The 17,411-nt window shown below is 56.6% G+C and carries 14 protein-coding genes; all 14 read left to right on the plus strand.

Going from position 1 to position 17,411, the window contains the following annotated elements:
* Positions 1-25: 25 nt before the first annotated feature.
* Complete coding sequence (locus JWJ90_RS02560) at positions 26-1,018, plus strand: hypothetical protein (protein ID WP_205225609.1); 993 nt, start codon at positions 26-28, stop codon at positions 1,016-1,018.
* Between the two features lies 1 nt (position 1,019).
* Positions 1,020-2,039, plus strand: a complete 1,020-nt coding sequence (locus JWJ90_RS02565) for a Pvc16 family protein (protein WP_205225610.1) — start codon at positions 1,020-1,022, stop codon at positions 2,037-2,039.
* 4 nt (positions 2,040-2,043) lie between these two features.
* Positions 2,044-3,384: an ATP-binding protein gene (locus JWJ90_RS02570; protein ID WP_205225611.1), complete on the plus strand. Its 1,341-nt coding sequence runs from the start codon at positions 2,044-2,046 to the stop codon at positions 3,382-3,384.
* Positions 3,374-3,616 carry a hypothetical protein gene (locus JWJ90_RS02575; protein WP_205225612.1) on the plus strand — a complete coding sequence of 81 codons (243 nt, stop codon included), beginning with the start codon at positions 3,374-3,376 and terminating at the stop codon, positions 3,614-3,616. Before JWJ90_RS02570 ends, JWJ90_RS02575 begins: the two co-directional genes overlap by 11 nt.
* Positions 3,617-3,704: 88 nt before the next feature.
* A complete protein-coding gene (locus tag JWJ90_RS02580) occupies positions 3,705-4,355 on the plus strand; it encodes a hypothetical protein (protein WP_205225613.1) in 651 nt (216 codons plus the stop codon).
* Entirely contained in the window at positions 4,355-4,645 is a 291-nt protein-coding gene (locus JWJ90_RS02585; protein ID WP_205225614.1) for a LysM peptidoglycan-binding domain-containing protein, read from the plus strand. Before JWJ90_RS02580 ends, JWJ90_RS02585 begins: the two co-directional genes overlap by 1 nt.
* 3 nt (positions 4,646-4,648) lie before the next feature.
* Positions 4,649-5,800, plus strand: a complete 1,152-nt coding sequence (locus JWJ90_RS02590) for a phage late control D family protein (protein ID WP_205225615.1) — start codon at positions 4,649-4,651, stop codon at positions 5,798-5,800.
* Positions 5,800-6,624: a phage baseplate assembly protein V gene (locus JWJ90_RS02595; RefSeq protein WP_205225616.1), complete on the plus strand. Its 825-nt coding sequence runs from the start codon at positions 5,800-5,802 to the stop codon at positions 6,622-6,624. Before JWJ90_RS02590 ends, JWJ90_RS02595 begins: the two co-directional genes overlap by 1 nt.
* 9 nt (positions 6,625-6,633) lie before the next feature.
* Positions 6,634-7,020, plus strand: a complete 387-nt coding sequence (locus tag JWJ90_RS02600; RefSeq protein ID WP_205225617.1) for a GPW/gp25 family protein — start codon at positions 6,634-6,636, stop codon at positions 7,018-7,020.
* The gene (locus JWJ90_RS02605) at positions 7,020-8,219 is read left to right on the plus strand and encodes a baseplate J/gp47 family protein (protein WP_205225618.1); all 1,200 of its coding nucleotides are present in this window, start codon (positions 7,020-7,022) and stop codon (positions 8,217-8,219) included. The genes JWJ90_RS02600 and JWJ90_RS02605 overlap by 1 nt, the downstream gene beginning before the upstream one ends.
* The gene (locus JWJ90_RS02610) at positions 8,216-11,185 is read left to right on the plus strand and encodes a baseplate J/gp47 family protein (protein ID WP_205225619.1); all 2,970 of its coding nucleotides are present in this window, start codon (positions 8,216-8,218) and stop codon (positions 11,183-11,185) included. The genes JWJ90_RS02605 and JWJ90_RS02610 overlap by 4 nt, the downstream gene beginning before the upstream one ends.
* The gene (locus JWJ90_RS02615) at positions 11,182-12,849 is read left to right on the plus strand and encodes a phage tail protein (RefSeq protein WP_205225620.1); all 1,668 of its coding nucleotides are present in this window, start codon (positions 11,182-11,184) and stop codon (positions 12,847-12,849) included. The genes JWJ90_RS02610 and JWJ90_RS02615 overlap by 4 nt, the downstream gene beginning before the upstream one ends.
* Before the next feature lie 29 nt (positions 12,850-12,878).
* Complete coding sequence (locus JWJ90_RS02620; RefSeq protein ID WP_205225621.1) at positions 12,879-15,869, plus strand: DUF6519 domain-containing protein; 2,991 nt, start codon at positions 12,879-12,881, stop codon at positions 15,867-15,869.
* Positions 15,870-16,306: 437 nt separating this feature from the next.
* Entirely contained in the window at positions 16,307-17,368 is a 1,062-nt protein-coding gene (locus JWJ90_RS02625) for an eCIS core domain-containing protein (RefSeq protein ID WP_205225622.1), read from the plus strand.
* Positions 17,369-17,411: the final 43 nt, after the last annotated feature.

The following is a 17,411-nucleotide window of genomic DNA, read 5'->3' on the forward strand; positions in this document are numbered from 1 at the left end:
CCAATACATCGACATTGTACAAGTGATGAGTTTACTCGGCGATACCATACGTGATGCCCATCGTCCTTTGCCCAGTGCGGAAGAAGGACAACTGCGACGTATGGTGTTCCCGGAGGATACGGAGAGCAGCCCAAAAGAGGAACACACAACCTCAGAGCTGCAGACCGTGTTTCGATTTCAGAAGGAGGGGCAACCGTCGCCCAAGACGGGGCCCCGCGAGGCGTCCTTCCGGCCGGGAGCTGCTGATACCGGTTTACCGGCTGGTGACCCTTTGTCAGTGGAGAGTACGGTTGAAAGGCCAAGCTTATTCACCAGCGATGTTAACGGCAACGAAGACATCTTTTCCGTAAAGGGCGATAATCGAGGAAACGAACTGGAAACAGGACAGAGCAATCACGGAAGTCCGAGTTGGACAACGGCAGCCAAGATGAGCGCTGTTTCAAGTACGCATCAGTCAGAAGTTATGTCTGAGCCAAACGAATCAGTTTCTGCACATCAGCGGCATCAGTCCCGCGAACAAAACGGCAGTGGGCGAACTGTTAGTGAACAAGAAGAAACGTACCAGAGCCGGATTCCGGGTCAGGGCGCCCCTTCTGAATCCTTTTCCACCGCACCGATCACCCCCCTGAGATCGGTATCACCGGGACCGACTCCAGTCGAGCGGCCACATGTCCCTGGCCAGACACCACGTCAGGCTGAAGCGGTTCCCGGTCAAGCGGTGGAATCTTTTGAAGCAGTACCCGGTGAGGCCGGTCCCCAGCAACCGGAAGAGCAAAAACCACGAACAACTCTTGCCCAGAGTGGTGCCCCCAGGGAGCAATCTGGTGTCCAGGAGCCTGTTTTTCCAACCCAAGCGATTGAGAGCCAGCCCTCCGCACCTTCTTCCGGGCCACACCTCGTGATCGGCCGCATTGATGTCGTGGTGGTAGCCGATTCCAAGCAGGCCAGTTCGGGTGCACGGGTTCACACTCGATCAGATTCCGGCTTTGTCAGCCGCAACTATTTAAAACGGCTCTGATATGGCATTGGTATCCTCTCCTCTCTCCCAGGTGTGCAAAGGTATTCGCTCCTATCTTGATGCTGCGGTCAACGGACCAGATCGCAGCCGGGTCAGTGTGGGCCTGGATACACCGGCTGAAGCCGCCTCTTCCGGGGCTGGCGATTCTGATCATCGGCTCAATCTCTTTTTCTACCGTTTTGAACCCGCTGGACTGTTTCCCGATATTCTCCCCGGTGAAACAACCTGGATGCGCACCTTCTGCTTGATAACTCCCTTTGCCGGTGAGGAAGAGAGCGTGGGGCCCGGGGAAAACGACCTGCGCCTGATCGGCGAAGTCAGCCGCATCTTCCACGAACGGCCTATCTTCCATTTGGATGTGGATGGGGTGCGTTACCACCTGCAGGTGATCATGCAACCCATGGCTCTTGATCAGCTCAACCAGCTGTGGTCCACCCAGGGAGATACGGTCTACCGGCCCTCACTTCTCTATGAGATCTCTCTTATGCCGGTGGTCCCGGTGGACAAGGCTGTTCCCGCTCCCCTGACCGGTGGTCTGGGGCTGGAGGTTCTCTCGAGTCTTGATACCCATGATGTGAGTCCGAAAACCAAGCCGCCTCTGGTGATGGTCATGGAGCCGGATGTCCGCTTGCCGGATTGGACTCCGGCCGTTGCCTTGGTTTATCAGGGACAGTGCAGCCTGAGCCTGCTTTTCCAGGTGGGAAGCGAGGCTCTGGCCAGTTTTATTCCCCATATCTGGCTGGCAGGGGAGGTCGGGGCCTCAGTTAACCTCCGCTGGGAGACCTGGGAGACTGGTCGTGGTTGGCAAAAAGTGGAGCCAGCCACACCGGTACTGGTGCCCAACCGGGCCATAGACCCGGACAACGTGGGGATTGCTACGGTTGTCCCGGCGACGCTGCCCTTTGCTGATCGTGCCGGTCAAATGCTGCTGTATGCCGAACGCAGCCTGATTCGTCCTTCGGATGGAGCCACCATGCAGCTGCGCTCCAACCCATTGCTCATAACCCTCTATGGTGGTTGAGCCCATGAATATGGCCCGGAACAACAGACTTGATCAGCTTGATCCCGAATGGCGTCGGCTGGAGCTGTTGTGCTGGTGTCTCTCCAAAGGGCGTCGCGGGGAAAAACCAGGCGATGATGAGCTACAACAACTCAGAGATTTACAGGCTCAGGTCCATGCACTGCGCGGGCAGGACGGGGGCTGGCAGAGTCTTCTCGAGCTTGAACTTCATCCCCTGGAGTTTGATATTCTGGCTGCTGTGCTGGCACCTGAACTTGAACCCAGAATTGGCTGGAGCTTTCAAAATCTGCAGGCTGGGTTGAGCCAACCCTGGGCAACCCGTAGCCTGATGCAGGAGCTTTTTGCCCTGGATGTGCAGCAGGCTGCAGAGTTGCGAGGCTTTCTCGGGCCGCATGGAACCTTGCGGCGGCGCCGTTTGATTCGCTGTGAACAGGAGGGGCCTTATGCTCCGATTGTTCCCGAGCCTGTGTTGATCGGGTGTATTACCGGTATCACTATGGAAATTCCTCCGCCTCCCGGTGCAACTCCAGTGCATCAGCAGGCCGGTTGGGATGACCTGGTGTTGCCGGCAAGTAAGCTGGCCATGCTGAAGGAGTATCTGCTTTGGATTGAGCAACGAGAGACGGTCGTTCATTCCTGGCAAGGGCAGCCTGTCGGTGGCCCGGTGGCACTATTCACCGGCCCATCTGGAACGGGCAAGACCTTTGCGGCCTCGGTACTGGCTGGATCGCTTGGCTGGCAACTTTTTCGGGTGGATCTGGGGTGCCTGGTCAGCAAGTACGTGGGAGAGACCGAGGAAAATCTCAATAAACTCTTTGATGCAGCCCACAACCAGCCCATGGTGCTCCAGTTTGATGAGGCCGATGCCCTCTTTGCCAAGCGTGGGGAAGTGAAAGAGGCCCGGGACCGCTATGCCAATATGGAGGTCAGCCATCTCTTGAGCCGCATCGAAGCCCATAACGGCCCCTGCATTCTCACCACCAACCTGCGTAAACAGCTCGATGGGGCCTTCACCCGTCGCTTCCAGATGGTGGTTGATTTTCCTCGGCCCGATGCCGAGGCCCGTGCTGCCCTCTGGAGCCATTTGCTGCCCCCCAAGGCACCGCTTGATCCACAGGTTGAGTCAGCCTTTATTGGTGGAGCCGTGGCACTGACCGGTGGTTCGATCCGTAACGCGGCGCTCCATGCCGCCTACCTTGCCGCCGGTGCTGAGTTGCCCATTGGTCTTGCCCATATCGCTCATGCGATCTGGCGTGAGTTGGGGAAAGAAGGGAGGGAGATTCAGCTCCAGGACCTCGGGCCGCTTGCCGAGTATCTCCCCTCGGAGCTTGTGCATGAATACTGAGATTGGCCAGTTGCAGCTACAGCTGCCGCCGGGTTTCGAAAAGAGGGCCCAGCGCATCGGTCGCCTGGTGGGAGAGAACCTGGCTCACTATACAGCGCTTCCTTCCGGGCGTATAGAGCACCTGCAGGTGGGACCCGTTCGCATTGAACGCCACTTTTCCGATAGCCGGGTGGCCAGGCAGATAGCGGAATCAATTTATTCTGCTCTCCATGGTCAGTCATTTCATCCCTAAATCCGTCAGAGGGAGCATCGCCAAGTAACTGGTTTTGTGTAATGGGCAAGAGTTCTGACACATTTTTTACCAAAGGAGCCCAAAACGTATGATAGCCCATCTGAAAGGATTTCTGGTTGAGTACGCCACCAGCAAACCACCGTTGATGCTCTCTTTTCGTTTTAACCCCCAGAACCTGACACGCAACCGCAGTGTCACCCTCAATTTAGGCAGTACGCCCGCCACCCGTGGCGGCTATGATTTTGCCTTGCCTTCAGAGACATCCCGTGTGGCTCAAGGGGTCACGGTGGAACCGGAGTCTTTTGACCTGGAGATTCTTGTTGATGCCACCGATCGTATGAACATATCGGATCCCATTGCCCAGACCATCGGCATCCAGCCGGAACTCGACACCCTGCGTTCCATGGTTGAGCCCAAGATTCAGGGGCCAGACGGCGTCCAGACCCTGGCCGGTCTTGGTTTTGGAGGTGATCGGGCCTTTCAGCACAACCAGTCCGCCTCGGTGCTGCTTCTGGTCTGGGGGATTCAGGTGCTGCCGGTCTTTCTCAAGAGTATCGAGGTGGCCGAATCCGCCCACCTGCCCAACCTGACCCCGTATCGGGCCACGGTCAAACTGAGCCTACAGGTTATTGAGGGCAACAATCCCTTTTACGCGGTGGAAAAACGGCGCCAGGATATTGGCTCCAAACTCAACAGCCACCAAACTGTTCTCGGAGGAATTTTGGGAGGGCTTATCTGATGCTGCTGTCCAATTCACGCTATAAAAACGGACGTCGATTTGAAGCGGATACTCAGGGCGTGGTGCGGTGTAAAGGGATTCGCGAACGAGAGATCGGTGCGGCGGTTGGTGTGGTGGAACACATGATTGAGGCCGGGGATCGTCTCGATCTGCTGGCGCATCGCTACTACAACGACGCTCGTCTCTGGTACCGCATCCTTGATGCTAATCCAGACCTGGCAAACGGGGTTGAAGTGTCGCTGTCCCAGCGGGTGGGTGAGGTCATTTTGATTCCCAAAGCCAAGGGGTGATCCATGCCGCTTGATCTGTTTGCTCAGCGTGATCGCGATCCCGCCGAATGCATCATCACCGTTGATGGGGCCGAGATCAGCGAGTTCTACCCCTTTTTGCTTGAGGTGCGGGTGGAGTGCAGCCGCACCGAGGCAGCGACCGCTACCTTGAGTTTTGAAACCAGACGCGACGAACTGGGGACCTGGACAATCCAGGATGCCGGAGTGCTTGAGCCCTGGAAACGGATTGTGATTACAAGCGCTTTTGGCAGCCGGGAAGAGGAGATCATGCGTGGCTACATTCGTGAGGTCCGTCTGGAGACCCCCGAGGATGCGGGGGCTGCCCAGGTTGTGGTGGAGTGCCAGGACGACTCGCTGCGCCTTGATCGTACCCACAGACGAAGAACCTGGGGCACCTCCGAGCTGCCCACCAGCGATACGCTGCTGCTCTCTGAAGTACTGGCGACCTATGGCATGCTGCCCCATGGGGACAACGAGTCCGGACAAAATCGGCTGGTGGGAGTTGCCCAGGACGATACCGATATCAAGTTTCTCAAATCACGGGCGGAATTCAATGGGTATGAACTGATCTTTCGCGACGGGCGGGTCTACTTTGGCCCCATGCGCCTGGAGGCTGATCCGCAGGCCACGATCATGGTCTATGCAGGGGAGGCCACCAACTGCCTCTCGCTTTCTGTGCGTGCAGACGGACATCAACCCGACGCGGTCAGCTACGATCTGCCCAGCGATACTGGGGACAGTGTTGAGTCCCCTGAGCCTGTCCGCTCGAATCTCTTTTTACTGGGGACCAGCCGGGCGGACTCCACCGATGCCGGGCTGGAGGATTTTGTCTGGCGCATGTCGGCCCAGGCCAGCGCAGACGCCGAACGTATGCGGGCCCTGGCCCAGATGAAGGCCAATGATCTTGATATCCATCGTCTGCAGGGAGAGGGAGAACTCGACGGCGCCCTCTATGGTCATGTGTTGCAACCCGGCTTGCCTGTTCCGGTGGATGGCCTTGGCGAGCGCATGTCGGGAATCTATTATGTGGACAGTGTCAGCCACAGCTTTACCGCTACGGGCTACAGGCAGCAGTTTCGTCTGCTGCGCAACGGTTATGGCGACAACCTGGCTACGGTTACAGGCCTGATGCGATCCCTTGCTGGAGTGATCTGATGCCCGATGACGTCATAGGACAACACCTCTCGCAGATGCTGCGCGAACGCCGAGCATACGGCAAGTACCGTGGCTTTGTGGTCGACAACGACGATCCCCAGCGTCTGGCTCGGGTCCGGGTGCAGGTGCCCAGCCTTCTGGGCGAGGCAGAGACCGACTGGGCCTTGCCCTGCCTGCCCTGCGGAGGCCTGGAAAATCAGGGATTTTTTACGGTGCCCGATATTGGCACCCAGGTCTGGGTGGAGTTCGAAGGAGGGAACCTCGACTATCCCATCTGGACAGGGACCTTCTGGCAACAGGAAGCAGATATTCCCGAAGAGGTGAAAGAGGACCAAACCACAACCAAGCTTTGGCGTACGCCTGGAGGTCATGTCCTGCTTTTGGAAGACTGCGGCGGGGAAGAGACCGTACGCCTGGAGCACTCGGGTGGTGCCAAGCTGGAGATGGATGCCGAGGGCAACCTGGAACTTGCCAACAATGACTCGGAAAAATTGGTTCTGAGTGCCCAGGAGCAGAGCCTGAATCTGGAAGATCGGCATGGCAACAGGCTGATTTTGGACAGCACAGGGGTCACCCTGGAAGATATGAATGGCAACCGGTTCAGTCTGCGCACCTCGGGCATTACCATTGAGACGGGTGGGACGATTTCGTTGAATGGAACCTTGGTGGAGTTGGGCGGCAGCGGTGGAGAGCCGATCATCAAAGGACAAAGCCTGTTGACCCTCTTGGCCACACATGTGCATCCCACAGGCGTGGGGCCCAGCGGTCCTCCCGTCCCCCAGGGGGAAATGTCCACACTTTCTCTGAAGGTTACCAGTGCATGAGGAACTATCATGGCGCGTCGACTTATTGATCCCCCCTATCTGAGTTTTCCCCTGGAGGTGAGCGCAGACGGTCCTCGTCTGGCCAGTCGCTCCGAACATATTCGTGGACAGATCGAGCAGGTTCTCTTTACCCTGCCCGGTGAGCGTGTCTTTCGCCCGGACTTTGGTGCCGGGGTCAAGGCGTTGGTCTTTGAACCCAACAGTACCCCCCTGTGGCAGATCACCAAACGCCGTTTGCTCTCAAGCCTTGCCGATGCGCTCCAGGGGGAGGTTGATCCCAAAAGTATCGAGATCGAGGTCACTGGCGAGGAGGCAACCCTGACCATCACCATTGGCTATACCCTGGCCGCTGTTGGTGTGCATGAGACCCAGACCTTTACCGTGGGAGGAAGCTGATGGCACAGGATCCTGTTGCGGCTCTACTTTTTGATGGAGGATGCCCGGACTGTGGTCGCCGGGTAATCGATCTGCCTGATGTACTGCCAGAGGTGGGGGATGATTTTGACTGGGATCAGCGAGATTATGACGGATTTCGCCTGTTCATGCTGCAGGAACTTGCGGCCAGGTTTCCCGAGCGGCGACGCTGGACCCCGGCCGATGTGGAGGTTGCCCTGGTTGAGGTGTTGGCCTATGCGCTTGACCAATTATCCGACGGCCTTGATCGCGCCCAGGCCGAGCGGTATCTGGAAAGCGCCAGGCGACCGGAGTCATTACGGCGTCTGCTGCTTATGGTGGGCTATGATATAGCCGGCCAGACCAAACGGACCCAGCAAGGGCCTTTTGCAAGCCTTGGCGCAGAGCAGGCTGCAACACCGCTTGATGCAGCTGATCGGCTTCGTTTTGATGACTGGTGGCTGGATCACCCCGAAAAGATGGAGCAGGCCCGGTTGGATGGTCCACGTTCCATCCATGACCAACACCGCATGGTCACCCTGGAGGATTTTCATTTGCAACTTGAGCGTCATCCTCTGGTGCTGCGAGCCCATGCCTGGGAGCGGTGGGACGGTTCCTGGTCCACCGTTCATGTTGCCGTGATTAACTGGCGCAGGCTTGATCTGGATACGCCCTGTGATGATTTCAGTGATGATATCTGGTTGCAGACGCAAAGCTTTCACGCCGAGCGTGGTGTCCATCTGCCGGAGCGTGCAGATGATCCTAATGTCCGTTCGATTCTCTACCCGTATCTTGAGGCCTACCGCATGGTTGGCCAGGAGGTGGTGCTTGAAGAGGCGGTTGAGGTGGGAATCGTGATGAGCCTCTCCATTCAGGTGAACAGCGAGTATTTCCAGTCAGAGATTCGCCACGCAGTGGAACGTGCTCTGGGAACAGGGCCGGGGGGCTTCTTTGCCCCGGGAAGGCTCCGGTTTGGAGAAGATCTCTTTGCCAGTGACCTCTATGAGTTGCTCATGTCCCTGGCCGGGGTGGATAATATCTGCATCAACCGGTTCAAGCGGCTCGGAGATCGATTTCGGGACCAGGCTGCCAGTGGACAGATTGTCCTGGAGGGCTTGGAAGTGGCTATCTGCGATAACGATCAGGCCCAGCCGGAACGGGGCTATTTCACCTTGAGTTTGCATGGAGGACGCAAAGGATGAGTGATCTGACCCGCTGGAACCGTGCCGGTCTTTCCCGCTTTGATTACGTAGACGGCAACGCAGCTGTCTATCTGGAGCGTTTACGTGCGGGCCTGGCCAATCGTTTCCCCGGTTGGCAGCCGGTCGCCGGGGCGACTCCACCGGTCGATGCGGAGAGTGAAGAGGCGAAAAAAGAGCGGCTGGAAAATCTCTACAGCGCAGACCCAAGCGATATGCTCTGGCAGTTGACCCGCCAGTTTGCCCGTTCCTACCATGTATTGGGTGCTCATGTTGACGCCTTTGCTAATGAGGGAACCCTGGAGACCGCCAGCCAGTGGGAAAACCTGCGTAGACTGGTGGCCCTGCTTAATTATGCGCCCCTGCCACCAGCCTCTGCCTCTGTCCCCCTGGCCCTGGAGGTGAAAGAAGGAAAAAGCGGGACCGTGGCCAGCGGTTTTCAGGTGAAACATACCCCCACCGAGGGGAAACCCGTCATCTTTGAAACGCTTGAGGACTGTGAGGTCGATGCCGCCTGGAATGGGTTGCGTGCCCGGGGCTACCAGGTGAGCCCTGTCCCGCTGGCTGGTTCTGAGCTTGTTGTTCTGGAAAAGCTTGAGAAAGTTCGCATTGGTGACCCCCTGGTTCTGGAAAACGAGCAGAGCGGGAAACTCTCCGCTCATCTGGTGCAAGGGCTGGTGCTCGAAGAAACAACCAGCAGGTTGAGCCTGAGCCCGGCCATACCGGCGGGATTTACCCGGGGGACAACCCTGGTGCACTGCTGTCCTCAGGAAGAACTGAAACCGCTTGGCCCTCAAACTGGAGGGGTCGAGGCTGTGGGGCATAGTCTGCAGCTGGCGACTGCCAGCAAGGGGCTGGCACCCGGCGATATCGTGGTTATCCGCTCAGAGGACAACAAGCCCCTGTATCGCCGGATCAAAGCGGTGCATGACGATCGCTTAGTCTTCTATCATCCCATTGGCCAGTTGACCTTGCGTGGTGCCACTGTGGCCCGGCCGGTGAAGCTGCCCATAAGTGAGCTGGCAAATCCCCCCAAAGGTCGTGAAATCCTTGATGCGGACAGTGATGGACAGGCCAAAGGGACAGTGATTGATATCGTCTATGCCGCAGGTGACTGGTCCCGGCTTGCAGGGCAGTGGTTGGCGGACCGGACTGATCGGGGCAAGGGGAGTTCCAAACGGGAGTATTTTCCGGTGTATAACTGTACCCATGCCAAATATGTCCCTGTGGAAACAGAGACCTTTTCCGTGGAAAAGGGAGATCGTCCGGGCTACACCACTCTTACCCTGAGCTATCATCCGGATACCGATGGTGTTCCCGGAGCTGTTGATCTCCGCCTGAAAAATCCGCAGACCCTGCTAGCTCCCCCGGATGGTGCTGGTCCCTGGCTTGTGGATAGTTTCCTCAATAAGAGCGAGGGGGGAGGGCTCACCAAAGAGCTGGTGACTGAATCTTGTAAGAAAACCACTGCCGGAGATCTGGCGGTGGTGGTCAGGGCTGGGCAGCTAGCCTGGAGTCGGCTTACCACTGTGGCCCATGACCGGGAACATGCGGAGTCCATCCTGACCGGGGGGCCCAAATGGCAGGATCGGGGCGGCGGTCCCTTTTTCTTGAGTCGCACCCGGGTACACAGTCATTTTACAGAGCAGGTTCGGGTTCGTGACTGGCAGGAGAACACAACCCCGTTGCGTTCAGCGCGTATTTACCTGCAGAAACCTCTTTTCGGGGCCAAGGCAGGCCGCCTGCTGCTGGTCAGCAATACGACCGAGGTCTTCCAGAGCCGGATTGAAGAGATAGCTGCAAATGGTGCCTGGCTGCGACTGACTGATGCACCACCCGAGGGAACTACGGTTGGAAATCTGGAAATTCTTGCCAACGTGGTGCTGGCAGGTCATGGCGAATCTCGGCCCTGGCGGGTTCTTGGCAGTGGCGATGGCTCAAAAAACAGTCAGTGCTTTACCCTTGAGGTGGAAGAGCTCAGCTTTGTTACCGATTCCACCATGGACAGTGGGGTCAGAGCGGCGCTTGCAATCAAGGTGGGCAATGAAACCTGGACTCAGGTGGATAATCTCAAGGATTCAACAGCGACAGCGGCCCATTATCAGGTACGGATGAACGAAGACGGCTACGGCGTCATCGAGTTCGGTGATGGTCGTCACGGCAGGCGTCTTCCCTCTGGGACGAATAACCTGCGGGTTCAGCTGCGTCAGGGGGTGGGGCTAGGGGGCAACCTTGTTCCTGAATCCCTGGTTAAACCGGTGCAGCCACACCCGTTGATTACAACGTTGCGCCAGCCTTTGGCGTCCAGCGGCGGCAACGATCGCGAAGGAAACGCGGATCTGCGCCAGAATGCCCCGGCCAGCCTGCTTGCCTTACACCGGGCAGTCTCCATAGAAGATGCTGCCCAGTTGGCACGCAGCCACCCCAGTGTCTGGCAGGCAGCCGCTTTTCGCCTGCGGCCCGGTCTGGGTAGACGGGAGCGGATCGAGGTGGTGGTCATGGCTGCCGGTGGCGGTTTTCTCTCAAGCAGTCTCAGGCTGGCTGTGCAGCGTTGGCTGGTCGCCCGTTGCCAACCGGGGATGCAGGTGGTTGTCACGGATTACCAGGGGGTGTCTTTTGAACTTGCTATCACGGTGCGCATAGGTACAGGCATGGACCCGCAAACTATGAAAGAACTGGTGGAAACAAGCCTCAGAAATACCCTGTCTCTGTCCAGAAGAGCGCTGGGACAGCCTCTTTATCGCGGAGAAATCTATAGCATTGTCGATGGCGTGCATGGGGTGGAAAACAGCTCGTGCGAACTTCTTTTTCCCTGGCCGCAGAGTGGCGTTCCAGAAAATGATCGCCCTGAGTCGGTTTCTGCCAATGGGACGCTTATGTCGATTCTTCCTTTGCCCAGGCAGTGTTTGGTGCTTGATTCTTCGGCTCTCAACGTACGCATCGAGGCGGCGGAGGAGGGCTTGGCATGAGTACTTCGTATAATTCCCCGGATTATGCTGCCCGGATGCTGGAATGGCTCCCCACGCATTGGCGGGCGCGGGATAAAGGGGATCTCGACAATCTGCTCGCAGTGTACGGCGAGTTGCTCGATGCCATGCACGCAACCATCCATCAGCATCTCTACGATGGGTTTCCGGACAAAGATAGAAGCGGTAATCACTGTCAGGATTGGCTTATTCCCTATTTTGCCCGGTTGTTGGATGTGCAGCTGGTCTCCCCGGATGGGGACGGACGGCGGGAAGAGGTGGCCAAGGCCGTGCACTGGCGGCAGCGCAAGGGAACCCGAATTAGTGTTGAGGGAATCGCCGAGGCGGTCGGTCAGTTCGAGGTGGAGGTGCAGGAAGGCTGGAAACGGGTGGCCATGACCCCCCGTGTCGATCGTCCGTTGCTTCCGGAGCAGGCCTATGGCGAGGAGCCGATTTCAGGGAAGAAGACACCTCCACTGCATGCGCGTCATCCTGGACTGGTGGCCGCAACGGTTGATTTTCGTTACTGCTCTCGGGCGGTTCAGTGCCCAATCAATAACGATGGCGCCAGCAGCACACAGTTTCCCGGCGTCAAGGAACCGGTGTGCTGGCGCCAGGCCAATCGACACGGTGTACCCTGCGTTCCGGACAGTTACCAGGATTCATCACGTCGAACCGTTGACCTGCGAACTCCCGGTGACCAGCAGGGGCGGTATCATCCCAGACGATTACTGCTCCATCTGCCGCCCCCTGAAGGTTTTTTCTCAGCGGACCATCTAAGTGTGCAGTGGTCCCAGATCGAACCCTTGGTGCAGGAGGCGTTAGAGCATCAAAAAGCAGCGGTGTTTAAAGATGCCATTGGTATCACGGCAGAACGAATTCAACTCGGTGGAAGCGCATTACCGTTGATCACTCTGCAGGGGCTCAGCGAAGTTCCGGTACGCATTCGTGGAATAGTCAGTTTTGAGACCGAAGCAGTCTACCGGCTTGCCAACCTCTGGTGCGATAATCGGGTGGATATTCGCAAAGGGGTCATTCAACTTGCGGGCTGTGCCCTGCGCCATCTTCGCTCCACCGTGGCCGAGCGCACAAAACCGGTGATTATTGCCAGCAACTCGATGTTTAAACGGCTTGAGGCTGCCCGCGGCCTGGTACGGCTGGAGTATGTGACAGTACTGGAAACCATGCTTGCTGAAGACTTAGAGGCAAGCGATTGTATCATCCTTCCTTCACTTCACAAAGATCGGGTGGACCAGGATGTCCCCGGCAGTGGTTGTCTGCGCTATAGCCGGATTCCTTTTTTTCCCAAGGATGCCAAAGGACTCAGGCCGGTTGATCTGGCTGCTGGTCGTTATTCCGACTGGTTGCGTCAGGGCCAGCCCTCCAAACTGCGTTGTGCCACCACCACCTGCACCACTGAGATTCCAATTTTTTGCAATGAGGTTTTTGGCGAACCCGGTTGCGGTGTGCTTGCAGGCCGTTGCACAGCCAGTATTGCCACCGGTGCCGAGGATGGTGGCGAAATGGGGGCCTATCATGGTCACCGTTATGTCCTGCGGCGCTTGGCCGTCGTTGAGAAGCTGCGAGAATTTTTGCCCGTGGGCATGGAGCCGGTTTTGGTGATGGATGAAAGCCTGCGTTGTGTGCCGGCAAAGGCGGTCAGTTAGTGTAAATTTAACCTGACAAGGTCGATTGAATGAAAACTCAAATATCGAACAATTCGTTTCAAACAGGCAAAGATTATTCTGGTGTCTATCTGCAGCAGGGCAGAATGATCACCGATGCGGACTGGAACGAACTCACTGATATCGAGAAAGCACGTCTGAGCAGTGTTCTGGCTGATCTGGTTGATGGAGGTGCGCCTAGGGGCAGCGATGGCTTGCGCATCATCGCAGACCCGGAAGGATCGACCAATGTGTGCATTCAACCGGGGCGACTGTATGCCGAGGGCGTATCCGCCGAGTTGCGAGCTGCTGAAAATGTAAGCATCGATAAACAGCCCGATTACCCCCTTCAGGCGGTCTACAGTGGTCAGAATTTGCATCTCTATGCCGATATCTGGGAGCGGACTGTTACCGCACTGGAAGATGCATCCCTGATGGACCCCGGCCTACACGGGGCGGACACGGCCACCCGAACTCAGACCATGCTCCAGGTGAAGTGGAGCCCCAGCAGTGGTGGCAATGCGCTTGATCCCCGGGATACCAAACTCAATCCAGCTCTGGGCAACGGCGAACTCAAACTGCGCCTTGCCCTTATCACCGGTTCTGCTGATAGTTGCGATCCCTGTGCGAGTCAGGCAAACGTGGATGAGCGCATCGGCAATTACCTCTTTCGGGTTGAGGTGCATCAGTATGATGCGTCCACAAAGATTCTGACCCTGAAGTGGTCGCGTGATAACGGTGCGGAAGCCTGTCGGGTTGATGAAATGCCCACCGGGTTTAATCAGGGACCCTGGGTCTGGGAGTTTTATAGTGATGAAACCGAACGGCTTGTAGGCAACCACTTTGCCCCCAATGCAAAAAATCTGCGTGGCCTCTTGCGCGAGACCTTTACCGTGCCCACAGGGGCCAGTGAGCCCAAAACCTATGTGCGCCAGTGGGATGGGTATCTCACCATTGATCTGAACACCCTGTCCAGTCCTTCCCACATTCTCAACGGCATGGATCGAGGTGTCCCGTTGGCCCAGGGGGCAGCAGCCTCCGCAAGTCATGGCCGGGTGAGTGTGAGTGACGGCATAATCAGTATAAATCTTGAGCGAATGGAGCTGCACCTGCAGACCAAAGAGCGAGGTTTTGTTCCGGGTGACTACTGGCTGACCACAGTGCGCGAGTCTGTCCAGGTGTCTGGGCAGTATGTCCTGCCCGCCATGGATGATTTGAGCGTACCCACGACAGGAGCAACGCCCAGTGGAATTCGCCACCACTACCTCTATCTGGGTGAGATCGGGATCAATAAACGTTTGGTCGATCAGGGAGATAGCTTCAGGCGGCAGATGGCCTTTCCGCCCCTGACCGACATTCGGGCGGCAGATGTCGGCTTCAGCAATACCTGCTCCGGACTGTATGGAAGTGCCGAGAACCTGCAACAGGCTTTGGATACCCTCTGTTCCATTGATGCCGGTGATATCGCCTATCCCCTGCCTGGTTGTAAGGGGAGGCAGGAGACTGTCCGACAGCAACTGGCTCAGGCTCTTGATCCCGATGAAGATGGCAAGCTGGATGTGCAGCATGCACTTGATACCCTGCTCTGCCACCTGAACGCGGATTCTCTGCCGGTGAACAAACTGGACGCGGGCCTGTGCACGGATCTTAGAATAGACGAGGTGATCACGGTCCAGGATGCGCTTAATGTGTTGTGCACCAAATCATCTGGCGGATGCTCTGTGGTGGTCCGTTCCTCTTCCCACCTTGTGTTGCTGTTGGACGAGTTCAGTAAACAAGACGAGGTACAGGATCTCTGGCTCTGCCTGCCTGCCGGCACCTATGAACTGCCCGCATCGATCTTCATCAGTGGCAAACGGAGCTTGCGTATCAGCGGACAGTCACAAGAGGCGGTCCAGCTGAGTTTTGGCGGTAGCCGACTTGCTCTGGAGGCGGATGAGGTGGTGTTAGAGAATTTCTCCCTCACATTTACCCGTGGAGACGGTCAATTGGCTATCAGCGCAGGAACTTCTACAACGCATGGTTGCTCCTTAGGGCGTATGAGTACCACGGATACGGGACCGGCAATGGTGAGTGTAAGCGGGCAGGGGAGTGCAGAGTGCCGCTTGCTGTGGGAAAACAACATCTTGTCGTCCATGGCTAGAAAAACGACGAGTTCCGGGGCAACCTGGATCGACACGTTGGGGCCGGGCAACATCGCGATTAAAGAGGGGCTCGGGGCTCTCAGCGGCGTTGAGTTGCTCGAAAACAAAGAGGCCTATGATCGGGCGGTGAAAGCGGTGGCTCAAGAGATTATCAAGCTGCCGTATGCAGAGCGTACCAACTGGAAAACAAATCTTGAAGCGGTGGCTGCTCCACAACGACTTGCCCTTTCACGCGTAAAAAAATCCGGGGCCGCCAGTCTGATTACCATTCTTGCACATGATGTTCCTCTCAAGCATGAAGTGGTCACGGCGGTGGAAGAACTGGTTGCGGTTTGGATTCGATACATGCCTGCTTACGCCATGCGTCTGGAGAGCGCCAAAGTGGGAGGGCAGCTAAGCAATAACAATGTGAGTGGCTGGCTCCTGTTGGCCAATGGGATCAGCGGATACCAGCATCCAGATGTTGCTGTTGTTGGCTCCACTGTGGATGGCGATGTCATCGAGAGTGGTGGAGAAGATTTGTACATACAGGGTAACTGGCTTGAGGGGGTGAAAGCCAACCTCCCCAGCGAAAGTCTCAATGGGCAAAATCGGCTGACGCAGCAGGTGAGCGGGTATGGTCGGCTTTTTTTCAAAGGCAATACCCTGGAGCAAGGGCTGAATTCGATTGCGGCGGCACACTTTATTGGCGAAGGCAACACCTGGAATAGGGGAAATGAAGAGGAGCCGCTGGGGTCGGTGATTGGTCACCGGGGGGTGTTTAACGGTAACCTGCTTACCTTTGATTCGGATCTTTTGTGGTTGACCAGTACTATTCGTAAGGATCGAGTGGTCTCCACTGGGAATTTAGGGGTAAGTTTGGCCAGTTCCATTTCCTGATGGGCCAGTTTTTCCCCTGAACCCGTGAGCATTTATCTATCGCTCTTTGGAGGCAGCGTATGCATACTTTTTTCTCCAATGGAACCCGAAAAAATTCTGTGCAGCAGAGGGGGGCGTTCCGCTCTGCGAACAAAAACCGAGTTTCCAAAGGACACTCTCCGGAGGTGAGATCGATCCTGCATGAGCGGGATGCAAGGCATCAGCAACCACCTCTCAGGGCATCCTACACCTGCGCTGATGGCTTGCTCCAAACAAAGTTAGATATCAGCAGCCCTGGGGACGCGTGTGAACAGGAAGCCGATAGTGTGGCCAATCAGGTGATGCAGGCTTCAGAGTCAGGCAAAAAAGCGAGGTCTCCTCTGCAGGGGCGAGGAGGCGGAAGCGCTGCAGCAACCTCCGAGAATATGATCTGTCGCATGTCAGCAGAGGAGGATGAATTGCCTGGTAAAGTCCAGCGTACAGCCACCCCCTCCCAGACAAACACCATGCCTCCCCATGTAGATGCAAAAATTCAACAGGTGTTGCGATCTGGTGGAAAGCGGTTCGATGGTGATACCCGTTCTTTTATGGAAAGCCGTTTTGGTCGGGATTTCAGCCAGGTGAAGATTCATGCGAATCAGCAGGCGGAGCAGGTCGCCCAAGCCCTCCAGGCCAAAGCCTTTACTCTGGGCCAGGATATTGTGTTTGGGGCGCAGGAATATGCGCCGTCTTCTTGGGAAGGGAGGCATTTAATCGCCCATGAACTGGCGCATGTGGTGCAGCAGCAATCAGGAGGCGCCTCGCAGATATCCCGGCAGCCTGACGTTGAAGAAAAGACGGCGGGGGGGGAGTCAAATGCTCCGGTACAGCCCGTGTATTCTGTCACGACCAATATCAAGCCTGCATCGAAGACCAAGTCGTCGACCACATCTATTGACAAGCATACCGTGACAGGCGTTGCCACCAAGGATACTGCGAACGATGCCTGGCGCTTTCAAGTCACCTCGGTCAAGGGGAAGGGAACCATTGACATCGTCCCATATCCAGCAACCCATATTCCCAACCCGACCAAAGGGGGCAACATTGTCAATGATGCATCGCTTGGAGCCAATGGCGGTCATTACTGTGATGTGATTGCCGATCTTGCCGATTATACCTCAACCGGTAAGGCGGGACCGCGCTGGCATGTTACTCAGGCAACCATCGACCATGAAAATTATCACTGGAAGAAAGAGTGGCAGCCTTCATTTAACAAGCGCTGGATCGAAGGCGAGAAAAAAATAGAAAAGCTCAGTGTTTCGGCAACGACGTACGCAACAGCGGATGCAGCTTTAAAGGCGATGCAACCGGATGCGGATCGAATTTTGAAGACGACCAAAAGTGATGCACATACCGAGTATATGGCCTTACCCGATGGGGCCAATGATCCGCCGTACAAGGAAGGACAAAAGGCGTTGAACACTATGATCGCACAGATCAAGACATTTGCCCGATCGCAAAAATGGCCGAACTGCGCATGATTGTCTTTCTCGTACAATGCCTCAAAAACAGCGTTTAAGCTTC

This window comes from Desulfobulbus rhabdoformis, assembly GCF_016919065.1.
Taxonomy (GTDB): domain Bacteria; phylum Desulfobacterota; class Desulfobulbia; order Desulfobulbales; family Desulfobulbaceae; genus Desulfobulbus; species Desulfobulbus rhabdoformis.

What these genes read in the sequence shown, in the direction of transcription:
- JWJ90_RS02560 (WP_205225609.1), top strand. Translation starts at nt 26, where the DNA reads ATGAGTTTACTCGGCGATACCATACGTGATGCCCATCGTCCTTTGCCC.
- JWJ90_RS02565 (WP_205225610.1), top strand. Translation starts at nt 1,020, where the DNA reads ATGGCATTGGTATCCTCTCCTCTCTCCCAGGTGTGCAAAGGTATTCGC.
- JWJ90_RS02570 (WP_205225611.1), top strand. Translation starts at nt 2,044, where the DNA reads ATGAATATGGCCCGGAACAACAGACTTGATCAGCTTGATCCCGAATGG.
- JWJ90_RS02575 (WP_205225612.1), top strand. Translation starts at nt 3,374, where the DNA reads ATGAATACTGAGATTGGCCAGTTGCAGCTACAGCTGCCGCCGGGTTTC.
- JWJ90_RS02580 (WP_205225613.1), top strand. Translation starts at nt 3,705, where the DNA reads ATGATAGCCCATCTGAAAGGATTTCTGGTTGAGTACGCCACCAGCAAA.
- JWJ90_RS02585 (WP_205225614.1), top strand. Translation starts at nt 4,355, where the DNA reads ATGCTGCTGTCCAATTCACGCTATAAAAACGGACGTCGATTTGAAGCG.
- JWJ90_RS02590 (WP_205225615.1), top strand. Translation starts at nt 4,649, where the DNA reads ATGCCGCTTGATCTGTTTGCTCAGCGTGATCGCGATCCCGCCGAATGC.
- JWJ90_RS02595 (WP_205225616.1), top strand. Translation starts at nt 5,800, where the DNA reads ATGCCCGATGACGTCATAGGACAACACCTCTCGCAGATGCTGCGCGAA.
- JWJ90_RS02600 (WP_205225617.1), top strand. Translation starts at nt 6,634, where the DNA reads ATGGCGCGTCGACTTATTGATCCCCCCTATCTGAGTTTTCCCCTGGAG.
- JWJ90_RS02605 (WP_205225618.1), top strand. Translation starts at nt 7,020, where the DNA reads ATGGCACAGGATCCTGTTGCGGCTCTACTTTTTGATGGAGGATGCCCG.
- JWJ90_RS02610 (WP_205225619.1), top strand. Translation starts at nt 8,216, where the DNA reads ATGAGTGATCTGACCCGCTGGAACCGTGCCGGTCTTTCCCGCTTTGAT.
- JWJ90_RS02615 (WP_205225620.1), top strand. Translation starts at nt 11,182, where the DNA reads ATGAGTACTTCGTATAATTCCCCGGATTATGCTGCCCGGATGCTGGAA.
- JWJ90_RS02620 (WP_205225621.1), top strand. Translation starts at nt 12,879, where the DNA reads ATGAAAACTCAAATATCGAACAATTCGTTTCAAACAGGCAAAGATTAT.